At 55.9% G+C, this 26,937-nt stretch carries 21 protein-coding genes and 2 pseudogenes; 16 read left to right on the top strand and 7 right to left on the bottom strand.

Annotated features, from left to right (window positions below):
* The first annotated feature begins 8 nt into the window (after positions 1-8).
* Together lpxB and OA238_RS11825 are read left to right on the top strand one after the other, a co-directional pair.
* Positions 9-1,121: a lipid-A-disaccharide synthase gene (gene lpxB / locus OA238_RS11830; protein ID WP_051076641.1), complete on the top strand. Its 1,113-nt coding sequence runs from the start codon at positions 9-11 to the stop codon at positions 1,119-1,121.
* A 33-nt stretch (positions 1,122-1,154) separates the two neighbouring features.
* Positions 1,155-1,931, top strand: coding sequence for an HpcH/HpaI aldolase family protein (locus tag OA238_RS11825; protein ID WP_015495337.1), 777 nt, complete (start codon positions 1,155-1,157; stop codon positions 1,929-1,931).
* Between the two features lie 97 nt (positions 1,932-2,028).
* Here OA238_RS11825 and OA238_RS11820 read toward each other — a convergent pair whose 3' ends face one another.
* Positions 2,029-3,141: a Ppx/GppA phosphatase family protein gene (locus OA238_RS11820; protein ID WP_015495336.1), complete on the bottom strand. Its 1,113-nt coding sequence runs from the start codon at positions 3,139-3,141 to the stop codon at positions 2,029-2,031.
* Positions 3,142-3,344: 203 nt separating this feature from the next.
* Between OA238_RS11820 and OA238_RS11815 the strand changes: the two genes are divergently transcribed.
* The 3 genes from OA238_RS11815 to OA238_RS11805 are packed head-to-tail and all read left to right on the top strand — an operon-like array spanning position 3,345 to position 5,707.
* Positions 3,345-3,668 (top strand): virulence factor, encoded by a 324-nt coding sequence (locus OA238_RS11815; protein ID WP_015495335.1) that lies wholly within the window; start codon positions 3,345-3,347, stop codon positions 3,666-3,668.
* A 20-nt stretch (positions 3,669-3,688) separates the two neighbouring features.
* The gene (locus OA238_RS11810; protein WP_015495334.1) at positions 3,689-4,615 is read left to right on the top strand and encodes a methylenetetrahydrofolate reductase; all 927 of its coding nucleotides are present in this window, start codon (positions 3,689-3,691) and stop codon (positions 4,613-4,615) included.
* Positions 4,616-4,624: 9 nt separating this feature from the next.
* Entirely contained in the window at positions 4,625-5,707 is a 1,083-nt protein-coding gene (locus OA238_RS11805) for a methyltetrahydrofolate cobalamin methyltransferase (protein ID WP_015495333.1), read from the top strand.
* Positions 5,708-5,818: 111 nt separating this feature from the next.
* On the opposite strand, the gene tnpC is transcribed toward OA238_RS11805, so the two are convergent.
* Positions 5,819-7,234 carry an IS66 family transposase gene (tnpC, locus tag OA238_RS11800; protein ID WP_015495332.1) on the bottom strand — a complete coding sequence of 472 codons (1,416 nt, stop codon included), beginning with the start codon at positions 7,232-7,234 and terminating at the stop codon, positions 5,819-5,821.
* 507 nt (positions 7,235-7,741) lie between these two features.
* Here tnpC and OA238_RS30140 point away from each other — a divergent pair.
* From OA238_RS30140 to OA238_RS11780, 3 genes are all read left to right on the top strand, one after another.
* A protein-coding gene (locus OA238_RS30140) for an IS630 family transposase (protein ID WP_085982756.1) occupies positions 7,742-8,805 on the top strand; the annotation gives its coding sequence in 2 pieces (ribosomal slippage) (positions 7,742-8,246 and positions 8,246-8,805; 1,065 coding nt in all).
* Between the two features lie 32 nt (positions 8,806-8,837).
* Positions 8,838-9,371: a cupredoxin domain-containing protein gene (locus tag OA238_RS11785; RefSeq protein ID WP_015495330.1), complete on the top strand. Its 534-nt coding sequence runs from the start codon at positions 8,838-8,840 to the stop codon at positions 9,369-9,371.
* A gap of 539 nt (positions 9,372-9,910) precedes the next feature.
* Positions 9,911-11,041, top strand: a complete 1,131-nt coding sequence (locus OA238_RS11780; protein ID WP_015495329.1) for a TauD/TfdA family dioxygenase — start codon at positions 9,911-9,913, stop codon at positions 11,039-11,041.
* Between the two features lie 132 nt (positions 11,042-11,173).
* On the opposite strand, the gene mnmA is transcribed toward OA238_RS11780, so the two are convergent.
* The gene (gene mnmA / locus OA238_RS11775; RefSeq protein WP_015495328.1) at positions 11,174-12,313 is read right to left on the bottom strand and encodes a tRNA 2-thiouridine(34) synthase MnmA; all 1,140 of its coding nucleotides are present in this window, start codon (positions 12,311-12,313) and stop codon (positions 11,174-11,176) included.
* Positions 12,314-12,443: 130 nt separating this feature from the next.
* On the opposite strand from mnmA, the gene sciP reads away from it, so the two are divergent.
* The 7 genes and pseudogenes from sciP to OA238_RS34490 all read left to right on the top strand — a co-directional run bounded on the left by sciP (position 12,444) and on the right by OA238_RS34490 (position 20,068).
* Complete coding sequence (gene sciP, locus OA238_RS11770) at positions 12,444-12,722, top strand: CtrA inhibitor SciP (protein ID WP_044036721.1); 279 nt, start codon at positions 12,444-12,446, stop codon at positions 12,720-12,722.
* Positions 12,723-12,814: 92 nt separating this feature from the next.
* Positions 12,815-13,532, top strand: a pseudogene (gene ctrA / locus OA238_RS11765) (response regulator transcription factor CtrA).
* A gap of 206 nt (positions 13,533-13,738) precedes the next feature.
* A pseudogene (locus OA238_RS11760) lies at positions 13,739-14,804 on the top strand (IS630 family transposase).
* Between the two features lie 106 nt (positions 14,805-14,910).
* Entirely contained in the window at positions 14,911-15,330 is a 420-nt protein-coding gene (gene tnpA, locus OA238_RS11755; protein ID WP_015495324.1) for an IS200/IS605 family transposase, read from the top strand.
* 173 nt (positions 15,331-15,503) lie between these two features.
* Positions 15,504-17,729 (top strand): NAD-dependent DNA ligase LigA, encoded by a 2,226-nt coding sequence (gene ligA, locus OA238_RS11750; RefSeq protein ID WP_085982803.1) that lies wholly within the window; start codon positions 15,504-15,506, stop codon positions 17,727-17,729.
* Complete coding sequence (gene recG, locus OA238_RS11745) at positions 17,726-19,837, top strand: ATP-dependent DNA helicase RecG (RefSeq protein ID WP_015495322.1); 2,112 nt, start codon at positions 17,726-17,728, stop codon at positions 19,835-19,837. Before ligA ends, recG begins: the two co-directional genes overlap by 4 nt.
* A 108-nt stretch (positions 19,838-19,945) precedes the next feature.
* Positions 19,946-20,068, top strand: coding sequence for a hypothetical protein (locus tag OA238_RS34490; RefSeq protein ID WP_275450500.1), 123 nt, complete (start codon positions 19,946-19,948; stop codon positions 20,066-20,068).
* 205 nt (positions 20,069-20,273) lie between these two features.
* Here OA238_RS34490 and OA238_RS11740 read toward each other — a convergent pair whose 3' ends face one another.
* Positions 20,274-20,726, bottom strand: a complete 453-nt coding sequence (locus OA238_RS11740; RefSeq protein WP_044036720.1) for an iron-sulfur cluster assembly scaffold protein — start codon at positions 20,724-20,726, stop codon at positions 20,274-20,276.
* A gap of 71 nt (positions 20,727-20,797) precedes the next feature.
* On the opposite strand from OA238_RS11740, the gene hisI reads away from it, so the two are divergent.
* Entirely contained in the window at positions 20,798-21,157 is a 360-nt protein-coding gene (gene hisI, locus OA238_RS11735) for a phosphoribosyl-AMP cyclohydrolase (protein WP_015495320.1), read from the top strand.
* Here the strand turns inward: hisI and gluQRS are convergent.
* From gluQRS to gyrA, 3 genes are all read right to left on the bottom strand, one after another.
* Complete coding sequence (gene gluQRS / locus OA238_RS11730; RefSeq protein ID WP_015495319.1) at positions 21,154-22,014, bottom strand: tRNA glutamyl-Q(34) synthetase GluQRS; 861 nt, start codon at positions 22,012-22,014, stop codon at positions 21,154-21,156. The two genes, hisI and gluQRS, sit on opposite strands and share 4 nt — an antisense overlap.
* Before the next feature lie 48 nt (positions 22,015-22,062).
* Entirely contained in the window at positions 22,063-23,448 is a 1,386-nt protein-coding gene (gene trmFO / locus OA238_RS11725; protein ID WP_015495318.1) for a methylenetetrahydrofolate--tRNA-(uracil(54)-C(5))-methyltransferase (FADH(2)-oxidizing) TrmFO, read from the bottom strand.
* Between the two features lie 700 nt (positions 23,449-24,148).
* Positions 24,149-26,905, bottom strand: a complete 2,757-nt coding sequence (gene gyrA, locus OA238_RS11715) for a DNA gyrase subunit A (RefSeq protein ID WP_015495317.1) — start codon at positions 26,903-26,905, stop codon at positions 24,149-24,151.
* Positions 26,906-26,937: the final 32 nt, after the last annotated feature.

Here is a 26,937-nt window from a genome sequence, read left to right as displayed (position 1 = left end):
AGGTGTTCATGATCGCGGGCGAACCTTCTGGTGACAAACTTGGCGCGGCACTGATGGACGGGCTTATCAACGAGGTGCCGGAGGACGTCGAGTTTGAGGGCATCGGTGGGCCTTTGATGCAAGACTTGCGCCTTGAGAGCCTGTTCCCGATGGACGAGTTGTCCCTGATGGGGATTGCGGAGATTTTGCCGAAATACCGCCATCTGAAACGCCGCATTCGCCAGACTGCCGACGCGGTCTTTGCCGCCAATCCAGACGTTTTGATCACCATAGACAGTCCTGACTTTTGCCTGCGTGTGGCACAGTTGGTGAAGGCGGGATCGAACGTGCGCTGTGTGCATTACGTTGCCCCAACTGTCTGGGCATGGCGCCCGAAACGAGCGGCAAAAATGGCGCGCTTTATTGATCATGTGCTTGCGTTGTTTCCGTTTGAACCACCCTACATGCAGGCCGCAGGAATGGCGTGTGATTTTGTTGGCCATCCGGTGGCCGCCGAACCGCCTGTGACGACAGCAGAAATGGATGCGTTGGGTTTAGACGGGCCAGTCTTGGTGGTCTTGCCCGGGTCGCGGAGGTCCGAAATTGAACGGTTGGCAGGGACGTTTGTCGCGGCCGCGCAGGCGTCGGGTCTGGCACATCAAGTGGTGATCCCGACGCTGCCCCATCTCGCAGATCGCGTGGCCGAGTTATTCGCGCCGCTTTCGCCCGTGATCATCGGTGCCGCGCGGGGTGATGCCGCGCAGGCCGCACGGACCAGACTTGTCGCTATGGCGCGCGCGGATATAGCGCTTGCCGCATCTGGAACCGTGTCGCTAGAACTGGCCGCAGTTCGCACCCCGATGGTGATCGCCTATGACATGAATTGGATCAGCCGCCAGATCATCCGCCGTATGTTGCTGATAGACACGGTGACGCTGGTCAATTTGGTCAGTGACACCCGTGTGGTGCCGGAGTTTATCGGCGTGAACTGTCAGTCTGACCAGATCGCGGCTGCCTTGCTGGCGGTCCAGTCTGACCCCACTGCACAACTTGCCGCGCTTGATCTGACGATGGATCGTTTGGGGCGTGGCGGTGATGCGCCGGGTCTGCGGGCCGCACGCGCCGTGCTCGCGCGTCTTTAGTCGCAAACAACACATAACCCTTAGGAGAGAGTGATGCCGGCACCGATAAACGATTTGAAGACCGCGCTTGAGCGCGGTGACACGCAATGTGGTCTGTGGCTCGCGCTTGCCAATGGGACGGTCGCCGAAATCGCGGGCAAGGCTGGCTTTGATTGGTGCTTGATTGACGCCGAACACGGGCCTAACACGCTCACCACGATTGCTACGCAGCTGCGCGCGCTTGCTGGTACACCTGCACACGCAGTGGTGCGCGTGCCGATGCAAGAAGACTGGATGCTTAAACAGGTGCTCGACCTCGGAGTGCAGACGGTCGTGGTGCCGATGGTGAACACCGCCCAACAGGCCGCGCAAGTCGCCGCTGCGGTTCGCTACCCCAATTCAAATTCTGGTGCGGGATCACGGGGCATGGGAGCGGTGCTGGCGCGCGCTTCAGGATATGGTGAGATTGTCGATTATGTCAGTTCCGCCAATGAACAGATTTTTCTGTTCGTGCAGATCGAAAGTGCGCAAGCGGTCGCGAATGTCGATGCCATCGCCGCAACACCCGGGGTGGACGGGGTGTTCGTTGGCCCCGCAGACCTGAGTGCGGATATGGGATTTGTCGGCCAAATGGATGCGCCAGAGGTTATTGTCGCTATTGACCACGTTTATGCCCGCACCAAGGCCGCCGGTAAGATCGTCGGCACGATTGTGTTTGATGAAAAGGACTTTCAGAACCAGATCGACAGGGGGGTGACGTTCTTGGGGCTGGGTGGTGACGTTTATTTGTTACAAAAATCGCTGCGGTCTTTGGCTGCTAAAGCGCCCTAGCGCCGTTTGTTCAAAAACACCTAAGCCTTAATTTAATCAATCACGCAAAGATTTGAGATCTGTACCTCCCTATGGCAGGTGCAGATCGTCTTATTCCCTAATAGGGCGCGTCTTCTAAAACGCCATGGGCCGACATTTGTTGGTACAGCAATCCCTCGCGCAAACCCCGATCCGCGACAGACAAACGGTCCGTTGGCCAAAGCCGCATCAGCGTTTGCAGGATCGCCGCGCCAGACATGATCAGCGCTTGGCGGTCTTTGCCGATGCGCGGGTCGGCTTTACGCCCCGCTTCGCCAAGTTTGAGGTAGCCGTGGATCACCGAATTAATCTGATCTGACGTCATGCGCAGCCCGTCGACCTTGGTGCGATCATAGCGCCGCAGTCCCAAATGACTGGCCGCTACTGTCGTGACCGTTCCGGAGGTGCCGACGATCTGGAACCCTTCGCGGACCTGTTCTTGCGCGGACGGTGCGAACTTTTCCAAGCTCTCCTCAAAAAACCACGACATCAGTGCAAACCGCGCTGAATCGTCTTCCACGTCCGCAAACTGGTCGCGCAGAGTCGCCACGCCCAGCGGCACGGAAATCCAGTCGACGACTTTGGCGGCCGCAAATGGTCCGGGGTCTTGGCGAAAGCCTGAATGCAGCCGCATGATCGCGCGCGGCCGCTCTCGGGACGGCACGTTGGTGAGGTCTATCCAGACAAGTTCCGTTGATCCACCACCGATGTCCACGACCAGCAATTGATCGGTCTTGGTGCTGACCAATGGCGCGCACGAAATCACCGCAAGACGGGCTTCTTCCTCCGGCTCGATAATCTCGAGTGTGAGGCCGGTTTCGCGTTTCACTTGTTGGATGAAATGGTGAGAATTGCGGGCACGCCGGCAGGCTTCGGTCGCGACGAGCCGCATGTTCTTTACGTTGTGGCGCTGCAACTTTTGGCGGCATACGCGCATAGCATTAATCGTTCGCGCCATGGAGGCGCGGGACAATTTGCCAGTCAGTTCCAATCCCTGCCCAAGCTGGACAGATTTGGAAAAGCTGTCGACCACGTGAAACTGGCTGCCCTTGGGTTGGGCAATCAGCATGCGGCAACTGTTCGTGCCCAAATCCAACGCGGCATAAAGCGCGGATGGATCGGGCGGTGTCGGCACGGGGTGCTCTACCGGAATTGGGAACGCGCCCGCACCGTTGGGACGCTTGGGCGTCATTTTAACGCCCTCCATTTTGAGTTACGTTTAACGTATGCACGCGGCAGTGCCCGCGCAAGGCTTGTCATCGTCCTCACAGTCATGATGAAGATAATGATCGCCAACAGGGGTCGCCAAATGCCTGTGCGATGTCGAAAATAGGCATCGTAGAATATTGAACCTGTTTAGGTGTAACCCGACACACGGATGGCAAAGGGAATCGCATGGCAGATGTAGTGGTTGTTTATTGGCGGGACATCCCCGCGCAGGTCATCGTTGGCAAAGGTCGGCGGGCGACCAAGATCCAGCTGAGCGAACGGTTTGAACAGGCGATTGACCGCGCTGCGATGAAATCCGGTGCTGCCAGCACGGACGACTACCTCGCGGATTGGCGCAAGGCCGCATCCTATCCCGTTGACGGGTCTGACGTAGACGTGGCCACAGCAGAGGCCGCGCGCCTTGAGATGGAGTTCGACAAGGACCGACTTATGATCCTGATTAATAATGATGGCCGCGCGGACACGCACGAGAATGACACCCGCGCGTGAGCGCGCTGAAGGAGAAACTTATGGCGCTTTTGAATTTTCGCAGAAAAGTTGACGCGCCATCAGGCGTGAATCCACAGCTTGAGGCGTTCTTGGATGGTTATTCCATCGAAGTGATGCCGCGCACCGCCGAAAAGGTCGAAGATTTCACCGCCCTGCTTCCCAAAGGCACGCGGGTTTATGTCGCCCATATCGAAGGCACCCCGATCGAGGACATGGTCGCGACGGCGAAACGACTGGCCAGCGACGGATATCCGGTCATGCCGCATTTTCCCGCGCGTATCATCAAAGACGCAGCAATGCTGGAAAACTGGATCGCCATGTATCAAGGCGAAGCAGGCGTCGATCAGGCTTTGCTTCTGGCGGGCGGTGTGACCAAGCCGCACGGTGATTTTGAAAGCTCCATGCAGTTGCTGGAAAACGGCGCATTTGATCGCGCAGGATTTAAAGCCCTGCACGTTGCGGGCCATCCCGAAGGCAACAAAGATATCGACCCCAAAGGTGGCATGACAAACGTCAATGACGCCCTGCGCTGGAAGCAGAGATTCAGCGACACGACAGATGCGAAAATGGCGCTGGCCACGCAGTTCGCGTTTGAGGCCAAGCCGATCATCGCATGGGTCGACAGCCTGAAAGAGGCTGGCATCGATATTCCGGTCCATATCGGCATCGCGGGTCCAGCCAAGCTGCAGACCATGATCAAATTTGCGATTGCCTGCGGCGTTGGTCCATCCCTTAAAGTGCTGCAAAAGCGCGCCAAGGATGTCACCAAGCTGTTGTTGCCGTTCGAACCCACAACCGTTTTGAGCGAACTGGCAGCCCACAAGGCCGCCAACCCCGATTTCAACATCGAAAAAGTTCACTTCTTCCCCCTTGGCGGCATCAAAACCAATGCAACCTGGGCCATTGAAAATGGTGGGGCGTCCGCCGTACCCGCAAACCCGTCTTAAGGACCTGATATGACCCGCACCGTTATCGAATCCAAAACCAAGACCGCCATCATCGGCTTTGACCAGCCTTTCTGCGTCATCGGGGAGAGGATCAATCCGACAGGTCGCAAGATCCTGAACGAAGAGCTTGAGCGTGGTGATTTTTCCCGCGTTGAAGCGGATGCGATTGCCCAGACTTTGGCGGGTGCAACGGTGCTGGACATCAATTCCGGAGCAGTGTTTTCCAACAAGATGGCCGAAGACCCGCGCTACGCGGACAACAACTTTGTTGAACCCGGGCTGATGGCCGAATTGGTAAAACGGGTGCAGGCAATTGTGGACACCCCGCTGTGCATTGACAGTTCGGTTCCCGGTGCGCTGGAAAATGGTTTAGCCGCTGCAGAGGGTCGCCCGCTGCTGAATTCGGTCACAGGCGAAGAAGACAGGATGGAATTGGTCCTGCCGCTGGTCAAGAAATACAACGTGCCAGTGGTTGCGATTTCAAACGACGACACCGGTATTTCCGAAGACCCTGACGTGCGCTTTGAAGTGGCAAAACGGATCGTTCAACGGGCGGCGGATTTTGGCATTCCGGCCCATGACATCGTCGTTGATCCGCTGGTCATGCCAATTGGTGCGATGGGCACTGCTGGACTTCAGGTTTTCGCCCTTGTGCGCCGCCTGCGCGAAGAACTCGGCGTGAACACGACCTGCGGCGCGTCCAACATCTCATTCGGTCTGCCCAACCGTCACGGCATTAACAACGCGTTCCTGCCAATGGCGATGGCGGCGGGCATGACGTCTGCGATTATGAACCCTGTCGCGCTGCCAGTCGGCCCGCTGAAAATCGCTGAGAAAAAAGCGCAGATCGAGGCCGCAGGCATTATCCTGCCAGACGACATTGATGATGAGACATTCGTGACGCTGTTTGGTCTGGGATCAACCAAACCGCGCGCGGGCAAGGAAATGGAAGCCATCCGAGCTGCCAACTTCCTGACCAACAATGACGACGGTGGTGCTGCTTGGATCGCGATGAACCGCGAAGCCCCGAAAGCTGGCCAAGAAGGCCGCGGGCGGGCAGGGCGTGTTGGTGGACGTCGCCGCGCGAGTTGATTTAAGATAAAGTATTACAGCAAAGGCCCGCGCACCGTCGCGGGCTTTTTTGGTTTTAAGTAACTCCCAAGGACCCCATCGGATATCGGGTTTTGTGTTGCCCTTGCGACGTTAGAGCCGCGCGATGATCTGTTGTGGTGATAGGGTGAGTGTTTCGAGGATATTGCCCCCGTGTTTTCTGACCGTCGAGATGACGGATCTGATGTCAGCGAAGACCTGCGCGCCCTCGAGGGTGCGGAAAGTTCCCGAGATTTTCATGCGCAACTTCATCATGCGCAGGTCCCATTCGGCCTGATTGTTGGTGAAGGGAACTGTGAAGTCCGTAAGGAACCTTAGGACGTCATCACGGTAGTCGCGCAAGCGGACCAGAAGGTTATGGCCTGGCCGCCTGGCTTTTCGGCCTCGCGCACCAGTGCGTCTAGCCAGTGGGTCTTGTCGCTCATGGAAGGCGAGGCCCTCGGTGAGGATAGCCATGTATTTGGTGAGGATGCCGTGGTGAACCGACGTGGGGAGTTCGGTCTCGCCTCGCCCCTGAGCCGCGCACTTGAGCTGATTGGCGCTGTTGAGCAGCACGCTCATCGCGCACGCCCACGGCTCCTTTTCGATTTCTTCGATGGCCTTGAGTTCCCGTAAATGATGCGCCCCGCACAGGGCGTGCGCGTCCACCCCACTCATATGGGCGTAATAGGACTTCCAGTGGTCATGAACAATTGTCCCGCCGGTCAGGAAGGATGGAACAGCACCGCGCTTGGCGCTGATGCGATAATGCGTGAAGGCGAGATCGCTGATTGAGTGCAGCCAGTGCAGCTTACCAGCAACACGAAGTCCGGTCTCATCCAGATGCCGAACGCCGCCTTCATTGAGCCGGGCCAGAATGTGTTCGACGACGCCACCCAAGGTACGCGCTGTGCCGTTCACCCAGTTGGTCACGCTGGCCGCGCATAGGCTGGTGGCACCAAACAAATCACGCAGGAGTTGGCAGACCCAATCCTCGGGGATCAGCTGCTGAACATTGCAGTAGACCGCCGCCGCCCGAATGCGCTTACCGTATTGCACGTGTGCATTCACGCCATCGGGAAAGGTGGCTGTCGTCGTGGCTCGGCAATGGCCACAACAATAAATCGCTGCCTGATGCTCTGTGACCTCCAGACGCGGCACCGGTATGTCATAAACCTGACGCCTCTCCACCGCCTTGATCATCCCAGCCGTCAAGCCATGCTGACAGGTGCCACAGGCCTCAGCCTCATGTCGCTCCACAAAGTCAGGCGTTGCTGTCTGACGTAGGGTGTCGCCTCGGTGGCCAACTTGGCCACCACTTTTCTTACCGGACTTACCACGCAGGCTACGCGGTACCGGCTTCTTCAACCCATCACTCGAAGGCGGCTTGCTGCTATTACTGCTGTTCTTGGCCAACTGACGCCGCAGATCCGCATTCTCTTGCGCCATGCTCGCCAACGCGGCTTCCAACTCGGCGATCCTGCGCAGAGCCGTGGCGAGGAGTTGTTCAAGAGCAGTAACTTGGTCCATTCCACCAATGATTCAGAGAAATCGTCACAGCGCCACGAAATTCAGACCACAACAGAAAATTCATGCGCCTAATGGCCAAGGAGACTCACATCAAAACTGACAAAAACCCGTTATCGGCTGGGGTGCTTGGGAGTTACGGTTTTAACGCATAAGATCGCAAAGCCCTTTGGCGGAAAAACGGTCGCAAAACGCTAACACGCAGCTGCCCCAATCATTTTTCGAATGCCCCTGATTTGATGTTCGAGTTTCCGAACAGGGCAGTCGCGGCACGTGGTGCGACACTTTTGCTGGGTTGATCTAAGTCATAATAGCTCTGGCGGATTAGAATACACTGATCCCAGCTACAGACGATCGGCGGAGGCGACGACAAACACAATCCGTCCCATATTGACCAATAGATAGATCAAGTAGCTGATTATACCAGCGGCCAGAATATCTGACTCATTTTTTTGGTTTTAATTTTTGGCAAACTCTGAATCAATGACCTCCATAGATTGGGAGGTGCTCATGGGTGGAGCCATAAAAATTACGCGCACGGATATGTCTGCGAAAGATTTGCGCCGTGCGGCAAAGCGAACCAAGGATGGGCGGGTTGTACGGCGACTACTGGTCATAGCGCTGGTGCTTGATGGGGTGGATCGTGAAACGGCTGCCCGCAGCAGTGGTATGGATCGACAAACACTTCGGGATTGGGCGCATCGCTTTAACGCAGAAGGCATTGAGGGGTTATCGGATCGGAATGGCAAGGGGGCAAAACCACGGTTGTCGCCCAAGCAACAGGCGCAATTTGTGGCTTGGGTGGAGGCCGGGCCCGACCCAGTAAAAGATGGCGTAGTACGATGGCGTTGTGTCGACTTGCAGGCTCGTGTTGAAGAGGAGTTCGACGTGAAACTGCATGTGCGTACGATTGGGAAATATCTAACCAAGCATGGCTTTCGCCGCCTGTCTGTGCGTCCAGAGCATCCGAAAACTGATCGCGAAGCGCAGCAGACTTTTAAAAAAACTTTACCAGCCTCGTAAACGATACTCTGCCAGAACATGCAAAGGGGAAGCCTCTTGAGGTATGGTTCCAAGATGAAGCCCGCGTTGGACAACAGGGGACACTCACCCGTAAATGGGCCAAGCGTGGAACTCGCCCGCGCGCACCCCGTGATATACGCTTCAAATGGAGTTATATCTTTGGTGCCGCTTGTCCCGCACGTGGTACCGCCGCAGGTCTCGTCCTGCCCTACGTCAACGCCGAGGCTATGGGGCTGCATCTTGATGAGATCGCAAAAGCTGTCGCACCCGGCTCACATGCCTTGCTGATTGTTGATGGGGCGGGGTGGCATGGCGCAAAATGTTTGCAGGTGCCAGATAAAATTACGCTCGTTAAGCTGCCACCGTATTCACCCGAACTGAACCCCATGGAAAACGTCTGGGCTTATCTGCGAGCCAATAAACTCGCAATCACAGTTTTCGACACCTATGACGAAATACTCGACAAATGTGCACAAGCTTGGAACTTCTTTGCGAACGACCCAGAGCGAATAAGTTCAATCACAGATCGAGAATGGGCAAGGGTCACTTAATTCGGCCGTTGGTATTATGAGGGGAAATTCTGATGATTACGCAATCAATACCACGTGTAATCTTAGTTCCCTTGATGATGCTTGGGACTACGGCGGCGATGGCGGATCCAGATCACGACGAGTTGCCCGGTCTTGGGCAGGTTGGCGACGTTTCCCATATTGATCAGGTGATAGAAGTCGACATGGGCGAAATGTATTTTTGCCCGGACAATTTTGCCTTCGAAAGGGGCGAGACGGTTAAGTTCATCTTAGTGAACAGTGGCCGTATGGTTCATGAATTCGCCATTGGCACCGAAGAAACGCAAAATGTCCATGAGCAGGAAATGAACGTGATGTTGCGTGAAGGTATGATGACCACACGCATCCTGCGACATGATCGTATGCTTGCCTCCGGAATGATGCACGTGGATGCGAACGCGCGCCTGCTTGCGCTGGATGAAACCGCTGAATTGATTTGGACCTTTAGTGGTGAGCAGGACGAACTTATTATCGCCTGCAACGTTCCTGGCTACCGCGTAGCAGGAATGGAAGGTGTGGTCACAATCGGAGCTGATCATCTCAGCTGATCGCGATGCATTGATACAGCAGATAAGACAGGCGGAACGTGTTTCCGCCTGTCGTTATTGTGCCCCCGTTAAATCAGGTTCTATTTGTCCATAAAGAGAAGCGTTTTGTTGGAAGTTGGCTGTACGCAATTTGCCACCATTTCGCTGCGCCTGCACAAAGACCCGTCATTCTAGGGTGCGTTCGATATGCGGTGTGAAGCGCGAACATGTAATGCGAACACGTTGTGCAAAGGGTTCAAAATTTGACAGTCAAAATACGCGCGAACCGGCCTTTTCTGCGCCTGCGCAAGTCCGCGATGAGCCCAAGGCCGCCTTGCGGAGTGTAATGGCTTGGTAACCCGCATCGATCAGGATGGTGCGGGTTGCCGTAAGTTTGATAGCCCCCTATCAACCGTCCGATGAAGTTTGATTTTTTTCACGTTATGTCCGGAGGGCGCGCCACAGGGTCGCCATACGGAAAGACGCAGGAGTGGTGGCCGCCGCCCTTCACCTGATCTGCGTCCACTAATTCCCAAAACATCAAACGAATAGGTATCCCTATGACTGCAACGACCCTCACGGTCCGCACTGACAAGCTTGTCGTGGCTTGGACGGACGGCACCACCGCGACATTTCCAACGATTTGGCTGCGTGACAATTGCCCCTCTGGTTTACATCCAGACACCCATGAACGCTTGCTTGATTTGTTGGCAATTGACGAAACGCCAGTGCTGATTTCGGCGTCTCTCGACGGCAATACTGCCGTGCTTGAATTTGCAGACGGTCATATCAGCCGCTTGCCGATCTCATTGATGACGGCGCATCGTCCTGGTCAGCCTGCGGTTGATGCGGGCGATGTCCCAGCGCGGCTTTGGCGTGCGGACCACGGGGCTGCAAACATTGCGCGTCACGCGGCGGCACCTATCCTTTCGGGTGAACTTGCGCTGAAGAACTGGATGCAAGACACCGCTGAATTCGGTCTTACAATTATTAATCACCTGCAGGATCGCACCGATGCGGGCGTCGAGATCGCTGAACTGATCGGGTTCTTGCGGGCCACAAACTTCGGTAGCACCTTTGAGGTCGTCAACAAACCAGATCCAAACAACCTCGCTTACACGTCGGTTGCCCTGCCACTGCACACTGACTTGCCCAATCAGGAGGTGCCTCCGGGCTATCAATTCTTGCATTGCCTCGCCAACGAGGCGACAGGCGGTGGATCGCTGTTTGCGGACGGGTTTGCGATGGCAGTAGACCTAAGGGCTGAAGACCCTGACGCGTTTCGCCTGCTATGCGACGTCGCCATTCCGTTCCGTTTTCATGATGATAGCGCGGATATCAGGGTTCACAGGCCAGTCATCACGTTGGGGTCAAAAGGCGAAGTCATCGAGATCCGTTATAATGCGCATTTGGCTGGAATTTTCGATATGCCAGCAGAGATCATGCCCGCCTATTATCGCGCTTACCGCGCTTACATGGCAAAAACGCGAGATTCAAAATACCGCCTGACCTTGAAGTTGAAAGCGGGCGAGATGGTCGTCTTCGACAACAGGCGTATTCTGCATGGCCGCGACTCTTTTGATCCATCCACTGGCTTTCGACATCTGCATGGGTGCTATGTCGATCGCGGCGAATTCTTTTCGCGTCTGCGGCTTTTGGCGCGCAAGATCGACGTTGCTATCGCGTCGTAATATTGAAACCAAATTGGTCAGGTCATCCGATACGTGATGACCTGACTTTGCCTCTTTGAAAAAAGCCATCATTCGTTGGTGTGGCAGCATCCATCACAATGGGTTGTCAGCCGACCGTCACCAGCGATCCTGTCAATACCCGCGCCAAATCCAGCCGCCGCCAAAGATCCGGCTGCTGTCGTTGTCGTAAAACACGCAAGCTTGCCCGGGGGCGACGCCTTCTTCGGGTGTGAGCAGTTCGATTTCGGCAGTTGTAGCTGACAAGGGACGCACGATCGCCTCCATCGGGGGTTTGGTGGACCGGATTTTGACAGAGATGTGGCGTTCAGCCACCGCATCGAACGCGTCATCGCCCAGCCAGTTGATTTCACGCACAGGCACCGTGCGGGTGGTCAGCATTTCTTTGGGGCCAACGATCACGTGTTTCTTGTCCACGTCCAGCTTTACCACATACAGCGGATCGGCCAACCCACCGATGCCAAGGCCACGGCGTTGTCCGATGGTGTAGTGAATGACGCCACGATGCTGCGCCAGAACTGAACCGTCTGTGTCGACGATATCACCGGGTTCCGCCGCACCGGGGCGCAGTTTTTCGATCACCGCTGCGTAATTGCCGTTGGGAACGAAACAGATATCTTGGCTGTCGGGTTTATCTGCAAGCGCCAGCCCGTATTTGCGTGCCAATTCGCGGGTGGCATCCTTGGACGGGAGATGTCCCAGCGGGAAGCGCAGATAATCGAGCTGTTCCGGCTTGGTGGAGAACAGGAAATAGCTTTGATCGCGGTTGGCATCTTCGGCGCAATGCAGCTCCGCGCCGCGCGCGCCCATTTTGCGTTGTATGTAGTGCCCAGTCGCCATGCAGTCGGCGTCCAGATCTTTTGCTGTTTCCAGCAGGTCCTTGAATTTGACCCGTTCGTTGCAGCGAATACACGGCACGGGGGTCGCGCCAGCAAGGTAGCTGTCGGCGAATTCATCAATCACCGCTTCCCGAAACGTGTTTTCATAATCAAGGACATAGTGTGGAAACCCCATATCTTCGGCGACGCGGCGGGCATCATGAATATCGCGCCCAGCACAACAGGCACCCTTTTTGGCCAGCGCCGCACCATGATCGTAGAGCTGTAGGGTGACACCAACCACATCATAGCCTTCCTCAGCCAGTTGTGCGGCGACAACAGAACTGTCCACGCCGCCAGACATCGCAACGACGACGCGGGTTTGGGAGGGCGGCTTGGCAAAGCCGAGCGAATTGAGGGGGTGATCAAGGGGCATAGGGCGTCCTAACGGAGATTTATGAGTAAATATAGGAAAAGTGTAATTACTCTCAAGGGGCAGCTTTACTTCTCCTTAGGTCGCGGGCGTCACAAGGCGAAACATGAATGTCCACATAGGGGTGTGAGAGATGTATTTAAAGAAGATAGACGGGCCACGATCAGTGAAGTTGCCAGATGGGTCCACTATGACACGGGCAGACCTGCCTCCGCGCGAAACGCGGCGATGGGTTGCATCGCGCAAAGCCTGTGTCGTGCGCGCCGTTGCTTATGGGTTGGTGTCACGTGACGAAGCCAAAGACACTTACGGGTTGTCCGACGAAGAGCTGTCTGAATGGGAAGTGGCCGTGCGCGACCACGGCGAAGTGGCGCTCAAAGCTACGGTATTGCAAAAGTATCGACAACCTTAAGGAGAGTTGAAAACCTCTATATGTCCATTAACGTGTGGTTAACCATTGTTACCGTAGGGTCATTATAGACATCGAATAAGCGGAGAAGTGTAGTGCGAGTATTGCTGGTAGAAGATGACCCATCGACGGCGAAGAGCATCGAACTGATGTTGAGCCATGCGAACCTGAACGTCTATTCAACTGACCTTGGTGAAGAAGGGATCGATCTTGCCAAGCTGTTTGATTACGACCTGATCCTTTTGGACATTAATCTGCCGGACATGAACGGCCATGAGGTGCTTCGCCAACTCAGACTCAGTCGGATCGAAACTCCTATCCTGATTCTGTCTGGCGAAGACGGAACTGAAAGTAAGCTTAAGGGGTTCGGGTTTGGCGCGGATGACTATATGACCAAACCGTTCCATCGCGAAGAGCTGGTGGCGCGCATTCATGCAATCATCCGGCGTTCAAAAGGCCACGCCCAGTCTATCATCAAAACCGGTGTGATCGCGGTGAATTTGGACGCGAAAACTGTCGAGGTTGATAGTAGCCCTGTGCACTTGACGGGTAAGGAGTACCAAATGCTCGAACTGTTGAGCCTGCGTAAGGGGACGACACTGACGAAAGAGATGTTCCTAAACCATCTGTATGGTGGCATGGATGAACCTGAGTTGAAGATTATCGATGTGTTCATCTGCAAGCTGCGTAAGAAACTGACGGAGGCGACGGGGGGGGCAATCACATCGAAACCGTCTGGGGCCGCGGCTACGTACTGCGCGATCCCGAACCGAGGGCCCAGCACGAGACGGAAAACTGGCGATCGGCGCCTAGAGCGCCTTTCGAGAGATCCAGAGATATGGCGGCATCCCCGTCGCGGAACGGCGTTCACTTTCCACAAACGGGATTAAAGCCACCGGCTTCCAGCCGGTCCGCTTTAGCGTAATGTATACTCCTGCGCCTGAATTGACCTGACGATTTTGGGCCTGCGATTCACTTCGTCGCATGGCCAAAGGCGGTTCAGTCTGTATTTTGAGTTTATGAGCAAGCAATACAAAACAGTCTCCTTATCCGACGAGCAGCGCATAGCACTTGAAGCGCTTTGCCGCCGCCGCAAAGTTGACGCCCTTGTTTGGAAACGGGCGCGCGTTTCTTCTTTTGGACGCAGGAGAAGACGCCGGAACGGTTTGCCGGATTTTGGATATTGGCCCGACAGTTTTGACGGAGTGGCGATTTGCCTTTGCCGGTGTGGGACTATCGTTTTTCGGTCTGAAGGACTACAGCCAGCGTCAGGGTCATTTGTCCGTCGTGCAAGAGCAGGCGGTGAGAGCCCATTTCACCGCGCAGCCTGCCCGCAATGCCGATGAGGTCTGTGCCTATGTTCTAGCCGAGTGCGACCAAAACTACAGCACGTCGGGAGCCGCCAAGCTGATGCGCCGCCTGGGGTTCGCGTATAAGAAACCACAATTGCTGCCTGCACAGGCCGATGAAGCCAAGCAGGCTGCGTTTATTGCCAAATATGAGGCCCTGATGAACGGGTTGGCCGCAGATGAGATGGTTGTCTTTTCGGACGCTGTCCACCCCGAACACCAGAGCCGCCCCGCCCATGGTTGGTTCCCCAAGGGACAAAAGACGGCCCTGAAGGCGACATCAGGGCGCAAGCGGCTCAACATTCAGGGCGCGCTTGACCTTGAGACTTTCCAGTTCACCTTTGTGGAAGGCGAGAAGATCAATGCCCAGACAACCCGACAGATGCTGGAAAAGTTGGAACGCAACAACCAAACCAAGACGGCCATCCACGTCTTTGTCGACAATGCCCGCTATCATCATGCCAAGATACTACAGCCATGGCTGGACAGCCCAGAACGTCGGGTGAAGTTGCATTTCTTGCCAGCATATGCCCCGCACCTCAACCCGATCGAGCGTCTTTGGGGTGTTATGCACAAATGGGTCACCCACAATCGGCACTATGCAACGTTCAACCAATTCACAGAGGCCATTTTCGACTTCTTCCGCAAGACCCTGCGAGAAAAATAGCCAGAGTTCCGCGACACCGTCACCGACAACTTCCGCGTCATATCGCTCAAGGAATACAAAGTGATTTGAGGGGAAAACCTCAGGTCAATTCAGGCGCGGGAGTATACTATAATCTTCCCTCTCATTTTTAAGACCCCGCGAAGCGGTAAGGGTCTTAAAAATGAGAGGGAAGATTATGATCTATTCCACAGGAAGCCATACCAAATTTTATCACCGATTTCACGTCGTCTGGACAACAAAATACCGATACAAAGTTATGCGCGGTGAAATGCGTGAGCGTATCCGTGAAACCATTATCCAAACATGCCAAGAACTTGGCGTGCATATTGAGACGGGCGTATTGTCGACCGATCACGTCCACATGTTCATATCGGTCCCGCCTCAGATAGCTTTGTCAAAGGTGATGATGCGGATCAAGGGACGCTCGTCTTATAAGATACAGCGCGAGTTTCCCGAACTGCGCAAACGGTACTGGGGCCAGCGGTTTTGGGCTCGCGGATTTTTCTCAACAACCAGCGGCAATGTCACTGACGCTGTCATACTTCAGTATCTTGAATTACATTCAAAAAGGGAACCTACCGGCGTCAGCCGGTAGTCGTTCAGTTTCGTGCGGGCACTTTGGATTGCGACTGATCACGTCAGTTGGGGACAGGGCTGGACCTGCCGTCACCACAGACCTACTAATACCCATATTCGCACGAGCCAGATGCGAGGCGTTCAAGTGCGTATTGGGGATGAAAATTGGTGACCGACAAAGACCCAAAAAAAATGCCTCGTGACGAGGCGTTTGCTGAGTTGGAAGAGTTACATAACACGCTGTCGGCGGCCAATAACGCCTACCACGCACAAGATGAGCCGATAATGTCGGATGCAGATTTTGATCGGCTAAGGAGGCGACTGGCCGCGTTAGAAAATCAGTTTCCCAGTTTAAAAGAAGAAAATAGTCTAACGGCTCGAGTCGGGGCCACCGCGTCAGATGGGTTCGGCAAGGTCCCGCACGCGGTGCGAATGCTGTCATTGGGCAACGCATTTACCGATGATGACGTCAGCGAATTTGACAAATCTGTGCGCAAGTTTCTTGGTCTTGAAACAGGCGCGCTGGCGTTCACGGCTGAGCCTAAGATCGACGGACTGTCCCTGTCCCTGCGCTATGAGTTCGGTAAACTGGTCCAAGCCGCAACGCGCGGTGACGGTGCTGTCGGTGAAAATGTTACCGCCAACGCCCGCACAATTCACGACGTTCCGCAGCTGCTGGACGATGCGCCGGATATTCTTGAGGTTCGTGGTGAAGTCTATATGTCCCATGCGGATTTTGAGGCGTTGAACGCACGCCAAAGCAAAGCGGGCGCAAAGACGTTTGCCAACCCCAGAAACGCGGCCGCAGGATCGTTGCGCCAATTGGATGTGAGCGTCACCAAATCGCGGCCGCTAAAATTCTTCGCCTATGCATGGGGCGAAGTTTCAGCACCCTTGGCCGATACGCAATCGGGCGCGATTGCGCGGCTCAAAACATTAGGATTTCAGACCAATCCGCTGACGCAAATCTGCACTGGTCCCTCCGATATGATCGCCCATTACCGCGATATCGAAAGCCAACGCGCCACGCTTGGCTATGATATTGACGGCGTCGTCTACAAGGTGGATGAACTTGCATTGCAGGCGCGGCTCGGGTTTCGTTCCACCACGCCCCGCTGGGCGATTGCCCATAAATTCCCCGCCGAACTCGCATGGACCACTTTGGATGCCATCGACATTCAGGTTGGGCGGACCGGCGCGTTGTCACCTGTTGCGCGGCTGTCGCCCGTCACCGTTGGTGGCGTCGTCGTGTCAAACGCTACGCTACACAATGAGGATTACATCGCCGGACGTGGCAACAAGGGCGACGACATTCGCGGCGGCAAAGATATTCGCGTCGGGGACTGGGTGCAGATCTACCGCGCCGGCGATGTGATTCCGAAAGTTGCGGATGTAGACCTGACCAAACGGCCTGTAGAAGCAACGCCGTTCGATTTTCCGACGACCTGTCCGAAATGCGGATCGGACGCAGTGCGTGAGGAGGGCGATGTTGTTCGTCGTTGCACGGGCGGGCTGATTTGTCCGGCGCAAGCGGTTGAAAAGTTAAAGCATTTCGTGTCCCGCGCGGCCTTTGACATCGATGGGTTAGGCGCCAAACAAGTCGAGGCGTTTTACAACGATGATCAGCTTGCGATCAAAGAACCCGCCGATATTTTTACGCTACAGGCCCGCGATTTAGACAGCTTCACAAAGCTCGCCAATCGCGATGGGTGGGGTGACACCAGTGTTAAGAAACTTTGGCAAGCGATTGATGAGAAACGTGAAATATCGTTGGCGCGGTTGATTTTCGCACTTGGAATTCGCCATGTCGGGGAAGTTACGGCACAAGACCTTGCCCGCCATTACGGGACTTGGGAGGTTCTTGCCGAGAACGTGAAATTGGGACGCCCCGCCGCGATTGCGCATCGTGCCGCTGACGAGGCTGAGGCGGATGAGCGTTTCATTGCTGATCGTGACGGGCGGCGCCCACGTGTGAGCGAGGCGCGCAAATTGGCCATCGCTAACGCTGGTCTTTCGCGAACTGCGACCAAGGCGTGGGCGTTTTTGATTGATGCGGACGGGATAGGTGCGACGGTTGCTTTGTCGTTTTCGGATGCGCTGTCCAACGCCGAAGAAAGCAAGGCCATCGAGGCCTTAATCCAGCAATTGGACACGATAATCGCGCCACAGACGCAGGCCTCTAACAGCCCTGTCGCCGGAAAAACAGTTGTTTTCACAGGCACTTTGGAAAAAATGACGCGCGCCGAAGCAAAGGCACGCGCCGAAAGCCTGGGCGCGAAAGTCAGTGGGTCGGTGAGCGCGAAAACCGACCTGCTGATCGCCGGACTCGGGGCTGGATCAAAGGCAAAGAAAGCCGCTGATTTTGGGATTGAAACACTAAGTGAGGACGGCTGGCTGGCGCTGACGAAAGACGCATGAGCGTCCCACCGCCAAAACAATCGGGCAGACCCGAGGTGTTGTGGCCGTTGTTTGGCAGTCTCGAATCCCTTGACGGAATCGGGCCAAAATCTGCGCAGGCGCTCATCGCCGCCAATATCGAAAAGCCCCGCGATTTGTTGTTCACGCTGCCCCATTCGGGCGTGGACCGACGGCGCCGCGATTCAATTCTGGACGTTCACGCGCCTGCCGTTTGCACCGTCGAAGTCACCATTGGTCAACACACAGCACCCAGCAGTCCTGGCCGTCCGTACAGAGTGACGGTTGAGGATCAGCGCACGACTTTTCAGCTCGTGTTTTTTCGCAGTCACAGTGAATATCTGCGCAAACAGCTGCCAACAGGTCAGCGCCGCGTCGTGTCGGGCAAAATCGAGCTCTTTGATGGCGTCGGCCAGATGGTGCACCCCGATCATATTTTGACACCTGACGAGGCGGAACAGATTCCTTTGTTTGAACCAGTCTATCCATTGACGGGAACGATGACGCAAAAGGCGATGTTCAAAGCCACGGCGGACCTGTTGGGGCAGGTGCCGGGTTTGGCGGAATGGATTGATCCCGCGCTGCGCGCGCGCGAAGGCTGGCCCGATTGGGGGGCAGCGCTGGCGTTGGCGCACCGGCCTATGTCGTCGGCTGAACTGTCATCAACGTCTGCAGCGCGGCAACGGTTGGCTTATGATGAGGTTTTGGCCCACCAATTGACGCTAGCCCTTGCCCGTGCGCAACAGCGACGCGGCAAGGGACGCGTGACGGCGGGTGATGGTGCAAGGCAGGCCAAAGTGCTGGCTGCGTTGGGGTTTTCCCCCACAGGCGCGCAGATCCGTGCTACTGCTGAGATTGCCGAAGACATGGCCAAACCGTACCGGATGAACCGATTACTGCAAGGCGATGTGGGGTCTGGTAAAACGCTGGTGGCGCTTATGTCTTTGCTGAATGCGGTTGAGGCTGGCGGGCAGGGCGTGATGATGGCCCCGACAGAAATCCTTGCGCGTCAACACCTTGAAGGGTTGCGTCCGCTCGCGGAAGGCGCGGGCGTGGTGCTCGAATTGCTGACCGGTCGCGACAAAGGCGGTGAGCGTCGTGCCAAGCTAGAGGCGCTGGCGGCAGGCGACATCCAGATCCTTGTTGGCACCCATGCGGTGTTCCAGAAAGACGTGGTGTTTGCCGATTTGCGCTTGGCGATCATCGACGAACAGCACCGTTTCGGTGTCGCACAACGCATGGAATTGGGCGCAAAGGGCGCGTCGGTGGATGTATTGGTGATGACGGCCACTCCGATTCCGCGGTCCTTGGCCTTGGCGCAATACGGCGACATGGACGTCAGCGTGTTGGACGAAAAACCACCCGGACGCAGCCCTGTAACAACCGCGTTGGTGGCGACATCAAAGATGGATCAGGTGATTGAACGACTGCGCGCTGCGGTTGCGGACGGGCGGCAATGCTACTGGGTTTGTCCATTGGTTGAGGAATCTGAGGTCAGCGACATGACCGCCGCAGAAGACCGGTTCAAGCGGTTGCGTGCGGCATTGGGAGAGGACGTTGTCGGGCTGGTCCACGGACAGATGCCGCCCGCCAACAAGGACGCGGCGATGCGCAAGTTCGTATCTGGCGAGACCAAGGTTTTGGTCGCAACGACAGTGATCGAAGTTGGGGTGAACGTCCCGAATGCGTCAATCATGGTCATCGAGCGCGCCGAAAGTTTCGGGTTGGCGCAACTGCACCAACTGCGCGGGCGTGTCGGACGCGGGGCAACCAAATCGACCTGTCTGCTGATGTATCAAGCGCCACTATCTGAAAGCGGACGCCAAAGACTTGAGATAATGCGCGAAACCGAAGACGGGTTTCGGATTTCGGAAGAAGATCTGGCGATGCGCGGCGCTGGCGATGTGATCGGCACCGCGCAATCAGGGCTGCCTATATTTCGGATAGCCGATCTGGAACGCCAGACAGCCCTCATGGCGCTGGCGCAGACCGACGCGCGAAAACTTCTATTGGACGACCCTAAACTTGAATCGGCGCGCGGGACGGCAGCGCGGGTGCTTTTGTGGCTCATGGAACAAGATAAGGCAATTCGTTTAATTTCAGTGGGTTAGGTTGGTCGTGACCTTTTTGATCACTTTTGTTCCTAAAAAGTTCTTGCTTTATGAATCGGTTAATGAGAACAAAGAGGCAACAAAGAGAACAGCATAAGGAGCAGCAAAATGGCCAAGGAAATCAAAAACGTACTCGTTCGGTCGTCCGATACGATCGTTGCAGATGCACTTGGCATGGCGGCCCTCATGGTGATGCTTTTTGCGGCTTTGAGCCTACCGAATATCTTTTAAGTTACCTGTCTGCCTATCCCGCGTTTCGTGCCGGTGCCTTCAGATCCTCTGTCCCAAAGTTTGATCTGTTGACGTCCGACACTGCCTGTCATCGACCCAATCAGGAACCTGCCGTTCCAATATTGAACCGGTCCCACACGAAACGCATACCTACCGTCGCTTTCCTCTGTCCCGGAAAGCGGCGGTTTTTTTTCTGGTCAGTTGTTTAGGCGGATTTAGATGTGCGTGCGTCAACGAAAGCATCTAGTGTGGCATCAAATGCCAGCAGAATCGACGCATGACGGTTCCTGTACTCAGACGCAGGGCCAAGAACCTCAAGCCCGTCAAAGGGCGCATCTGGCGTTGGTCCGCCAGATTTTAGCATTGCGAACAGCTGATCCCGTCCGGTCTGCACTTCGGCCTCGGATCGACCGACAATGTTGTGCCCGACCACCGCCGCAGAGGCTTGACCGAGCGCACAGGCTTTCACATCTTGCCCGAATCCGACGATCTTGTCGCCGTCTAGCGCCAAATCAACGGTCACCGTCGACCCGCACAGCGGCGAGCGGCGCTTGGACGTTCCGTCCGGCGCACTGAGACGAGTGCGATGAGGAATATCCGCCGCAAGACCCAAAATACGGGTCGAATATAGGTTGATCAGGTCGCTATCAGTCGTCATGGAAATTTGCCTTTCGCGTGTATTCTCCATAGATAGTCTCGCGAGACCAACTTGCCAAAGGAAAACCTGCTATGTCCTTCGATCCATCGACTTTGACGTATGATTACAACGGCTTGATCCCGTGTATTGCGCAACAAGACGACACCGGAGAGGTGTTGATGATGGCGTGGATGAATGCAGACGCGGTGGCGATGACCTTGCAAACCAAACGCGTGACGTATTGGTCGCGGTCGCGTCAGGCGTTCTGGATCAAGGGGGAAACGTCGGGACACACGCAGGAACTGATCGATCTACGTCTTGATTGTGATCGCGATTGTTTGCTGGCCGTCGTGCGTCAAATCGGGGCGGCGTGCCACACCAACCGACGGTCGTGTTTTTACACGTCCGTGACATCTGGCAACGAGGTCGAGTTGATGACGCCGCAGGATTAAAGCCCGACTATACGTCGGACATCATCCGGGCTGGCACCCTCGGTGCGATATTTGGCGATGGCGCGCGCATCGTCTCGTTTGGCCAACCGTTTGCCAGCACCGTCGCGGATCAATTGATGATGATGGTAGATCGGCGTTGGAAGACCCATAAGTTTTTGTAAAATAACATGGATTTTTGTGGCCTCAAACAGGTCTTCGCCGCGAACCACATGGGTGACGTCCTGCGCTGCGTCATCCAACACGACGGATAAATGATACGATGTGCCCATATATCGCCGTGCCAGCACGATGTCACCGATATCACGGATCGCGTCCTCAGCGGTGAATTCGATCAGGCCGGTTTCGCCGTTCGGGCCGTGGCCAGTTTCGTGAAACGAAAAGCAGGACTGAGCGACGGCGGATGTCATCAAAAGCCGCAACGCTGCGTCCTTGGGTGCGTGTTCGTTCGCAGATATTGCCTGATTGCTGCGACAGGTCCCGGGGTAAATCACGCCATCGGGTCCGGTGGGCAGGTCTGCGCCTTCTTGCGGTGCGGCGAGGGCGTCGAGCACATCGCGACGGCTGCATGTGCAGGCAAAGACGTGGTGACCCGCCCACAACCAGTCGAGTTTTTCGCTGTAACGCGCCAGTCGTTCCGACTGGCGCATCACAGGCTGGGGCCACGACAGACCAAGCCAGTGCAGGTCCTCAAATATCTGCGCCTCCCACTCCGGACGCACCCGTGTTTGGTCAATGTCTTCAATTCGCAGGAGAAATTGGCCACCCGTGGCTGTGGCCATGTCCTGCGCCATGAGCGCTGAATACGCGTGGCCAAGGTGCAATGGACCCGTTGGCGATGGTGCAAAGCGCGTGATCATCGGCGTCTGTCGGATAGGTTTTCCATGCTGTCAGCCTAGGGGTGCAAATCAGCTGTCGTCCAGCGCGGATTGATCCAGCCATGCCTGCCATTCAACTTTGGCGCGGTCGGTGTAGGCTTTGTAACGATCCTTGCGCCCGCGACGGCCACTTTTCAAGCCGTCAACGGGGGGGAAGAGGCCGAAATTCACGTTCATCGGCTGGAACGTCTTGGCATCTGCGCCGCCGGTGATGTGGGTGACAAGCGCGCCGGTTGCGGTGGTATTTGGCACCGGCCCTAAAGTTTCACCGCGCATTTCAGCGACCGCCAATCGACCTGCAAGCAGACCCATCGCGGCGGATTCAACGTAGCCTTCGACGCCGGTGATCTGACCCGCAAACCGGATATTTGGCTTGGACTTCAGGCGCATTTGACCATCAAGAAGGGTTGGCGAATTCAGGAATGTGTTGCGATGGATGCCGCCAAGGCGCGCAAAGTTCGCATTCTCAAGTCCAGGAATGCGTTTGAAAACATCGGTTTGCGCACCGTACTTCATCTTGGTTTGAAACCCGACGATATTGTAAAGCGTCCCCAATGCATTGTCGCGGCGCAGCTGCACGACGGCATATGGTTTGTTTTGCGGGTCGTGTTCATTGGTAAGGCCGACGGGTTTCATCGGGCCAAAGCGCAATGTCTCTCGTCCGCGTTCGGCCATGACTTCGATGGGGAGGCATCCATCGAAGTAACCCGCTGTTTCGCCTTCTTTAAATTCGGTTTTTTCGGCCGCGAGAAGGGCGTCGATGAAGGCCTCATAGTCGTCCTTGGTCATCGGGCAGTTGAGGTAGGCCGTCTGCTCTTCGATCGTTTCGCCCTTGTCATAACGCGACTGCATCCAGGCTTTGGTCATATCGATGCTGTCATGGTACAGGATCGGCGCGATTGCGTCGAAAAATGCCAGTGCTTCAGCGCCGGTTTCGGCGGCGATCGCGGTGGCCAGTTTGCCGGATGTGAGCGGACCTGTGGCGATAATCCACTGGCCATCGTCAGGCAAGCTGTCAATTTCTTCGTATGAAACCGATATGTTAGGGTGCACGGTTAATGTCGCTGTAACAGCTTCCGCAAAGAGGTCACGATCAACGGCCAACGCACCACCTGCGGGCAGTTTGTGCTTGTCAGCAGTGGTCATGATGATCCCGCCAGCAGTGCGCATTTCCCAGTGCAACAGACCCACGGCGTTTTGTTCATCATCATCGGATCGAAACGAGTTGGAACACACCATTTCCGCAAGATTGCCCGTCTGGTGCGCGAAGGTTTCGACCTTTGGGCGCATCTCGTGGATCACCACGTTCACGCCAAGGTTGGCCGCCTGCCAAGCTGCTTCAGATCCGGCCATTCCGCCGCCGATGATGTGGAGTGTTTGTGTCATAACCTGCGAGATAGGGCTTAACGGAACCATTGAAAAGGGCGGATTTCAGGGCAGCACAGGGCGTACGCAATTGGTGCACACGCTGTACACAACTTGTATGTACACATTTTCAAAAGCTGTGGCGCGATGGCCGGCGATTAGAACTCCAGCTTTGCTGTTTTTCAGCTGCTGCGACGGCCAAAGGTCGTGCCGCGTTCTGCGCCGAAATCGAGGTTTACGCCCAAGCCGATAAAACCACTGTCCTGATTTGCGCCGTCGATATTGCCGATCTCTGCGTAGATGCTGTGACCGTCGACAATCTGATATTCGGCACCGGCGCTAAGCCGTGTATAGCCTTTACTGGCAACATCGACAAAACCAATATCAGCAATGGCTGAAACAGACTGGTTGAATTCATAAGCGCCGCTGACACCCAGAACCGTCGAGCTTTCTGAGTGTCGTAGATGGAAACATAGCCTTCAGCGGTAGAGGCACCAGTTTCAAAATCTCCTTCGAGGCCATAAAATGCCCCACTTCGGGTGTCTGCGAAATCCTAGCCCGCAAAGAAGCCGAGGCAGGCACGATCGCCTAGGTGATACAGACCGTGAACGATTGTGCCCAAGCCGCGCTTGATAGGGTTGCCAGAACAACGACGGTGAGAAGGGGCTTGCAGAACATAATGGATACTCGTGTGTCAGAGCTGATGTATCGCACCCCTAGCGGGTCGAAAAACGGGAACGCAAATCTATTCCTAGTGATCAGCCGCACCAGTCTCATCGGCGTCGCCGTCCTCATCGGCTCGATCGGCGATATAAGCGACTGACACGACGATTTCGTTCTTGCCGGTGTTGAAGACTTTGACGCCGCCAGCTGAACGTGATCGGAATGAGATGCCTTCAACCGGAACGCGGATCGATTGGCCCTTGGATGTGGCGAGCATGATCTGGTCGTCCATTTCCACAGGGAAGGATGCGACGATTTCGCCGCCACGCATGGCTTTGTCCATCGCCGTCACGCCCATGCCGCCGCGTCCGCGCAGGGGATAGTCGTGCGAGGAGGACAATTTTCCGGACCCACCAGCGGTGATGGTCAGGATCAGATTTTCGGAGGCCGACATTTCAGCGTAACGTTCCTGTGTGATGTTGCCCGCAGTCACGTCTTCGTCCTCGATTTCTGCGTCATCAGCCAGACCTGCCATGGCGCGACGCATTTTGAGATAGGCGGCGCGTTCGTCGGATTCGGCTTCAAAGTGGCGGATCACTGACATCGACACGATTTTGTCGTCGCCTTTGAGACGGATGCCACGCACACCCAAAGAGGCGCGCGAGTTGAAGACCCGCACATCCGTGGAGGCAAAGCGAATGGCGCGACCGGAATTGGTGACCAACATAACGTCATCATCGTCCGAACAGATGCGCGCGTTGATAAGTTGCACGCCCTCATTCTCGCCCTCAAATTTCATTGCGATCTTGCCGTTGCGCATGACCTTGGTGAAATCAGACAGTTTGTTGCGGCGCACGGTGCCCGCAGAGGTCGCAAAGACGATCTGAAGGTCGTCCCAGTCTTTTTCATCGCGATCCACTGGCATGATCGCGGCAATGGAAACGCCCGTTGGGATCGGCAGGATGTTGACGATTGCCTTGCCTTTGGACGTGCGCGACCCTTGCGGTAGGCGCCATGTTTTGAGTTTGTAAACCATGCCGTCGGTTGTGAAGAACAACAGCTGCGTGTGGGTGTTGGCCACGAACAGCGTCGTGACGACGTCGTCTTCTTTCAGGCTGCCACCGGAAACGCCTTTGCCGCCGCGTTTTTGGGCGCGGAAATCAACCAAAGCGGTGCGTTTGATGTAGCCGGTTTCGGTCACGGTGACGACCATGTCTTGGGATTCGATCAGGTCTTCGTCTTCCATGTCGCCGGACCAGTCGACGATTTGTGTGCGACGCGGCACAGCGAACAGGGTTTTACATTCTGCCAACTCGTCTGTGATGATCTGCATGATCCGTTCGCGCGATGCGAGGATCGCGAGGTATTCTTTGATTTTTCCGGCCAGCTCTTCCAGCTCGTCGGTGACTTCTTTGACGCCAATCTGGGTCAGGCGTTGCAGACGCAGTTCAAGAATAGCGCGGGCTTGAATTTCGGACAGGTTGTAGGTGCCATCTGCATTGGCCGGATGGGTCGGATCGTCGATCAACAAAATGAACGGCAGGATTTCTGCGGCAGGCCAAGCGCGGGTCATCAAGGCGGCGCGCGCTGACGGCGCATCAGCCGAGGCGCGGATGGTGGCGACGACTTCGTCCACATTGCTGACCGCCACGGCGAGACCACAGAGGACATGGGCGCGGTCGCGGGCTTTGTTGAGTTCGAACGCGGTGCGGCGGATCACGACGTCTTCGCGGAAATCGAGGAACGAGGTCAGGAAGCGGCGCAATGTCAGGGTTTCGGGGCGACCGCCGTTTAGGGCCAGCATGTTGCAGCCGAAATAGGTTTGCATCGGGGTGAAGCGGAACAATTGGTTCAGCACGACTTCGGCGGTTGCGTCACGTTTGAGTTCGATGACCACGCGCACGCCGTTGCGATCGGATTCGTCTTGGACGTGGGAAATGCCTTCGATCTTTTTGTCGCGCGCCGCTTCTGCGATGCGGTCAATCATCGTCGACTTGTTCACCTGATAGGGGATTTCGGTGATGATGATCGCAAAGCGGTCCTTGCGAATTTCTTCGGTGTGGGTTTTTGCCCGCGTGATGACGCTGCCGCGCCCTTCAAGGTAGGCTTTGCGCGCACCGGTGCGGCCCAACATGATGCCGCCCGTTGGGAAGTCTGGACCGGGAATGTATTCGATCAGGTCTTCAGATGTCAGATCAGGATTTTCGATCAGACCAAGGCAGGCATCAATGACTTCGCCCAAGTTGTGCGGCGGGATGTTGGTGGCCATGCCGACGGCAATACCACCCGCGCCATTGACCAGCATGTTCGGGAAACGGGACGGCAGGACAGTTGGTTCACGGTCTTTGCCATCGTAGTTGTCTTGAAAATCAACAGTGTCTTTGTCGATGTCGGCGAGCATATAGGCCGCCGGTTTGTCCATACGCACTTCGGTGTAGCGCATGGCGGCCGGATTGTCGCCGTCCATGGAGCCAAAGTTGCCCTGACCGTCCAGAAGCGGCAGCGACATCGAGAAATCCTGTGCCATCCGCGCCAGAGCGTCATATATCGCGCTGTCGCCGTGGGGGTGGTATTTACCCATGACATCGCCCACAGCGCGAGCGGATTTGCGGTAGGGTTTGTCATGGGTGTTTCCGGCTTCATACATCGCATAAAGAATGCGGCGATGGACCGGTTTTAGACCGTCGCGCAGGTCTGGAATGGCGCGGCTGACGATCACCGACATGGCATAGTCGAGATAGGAGGTTTTCATCTCTGCTGTGATGGAGATTTGCGGGCCGTCGTATACGGGGCGCTCCGGTGGCATTTCTTCAGTGTTTTCAGGAGTTTCTGGTGTATCGTTCATGAGATCCGCCTGCCTAAATTTGGCGCCCGTAG

This window comes from Octadecabacter arcticus 238 (assembly GCF_000155735.2).
GTDB lineage: Bacteria > Pseudomonadota > Alphaproteobacteria > Rhodobacterales > Rhodobacteraceae > Octadecabacter > Octadecabacter arcticus.
Note: the sequence above shows the minus strand (reverse complement) of the source record. Positions and strands in the feature narration are given on the sequence as shown.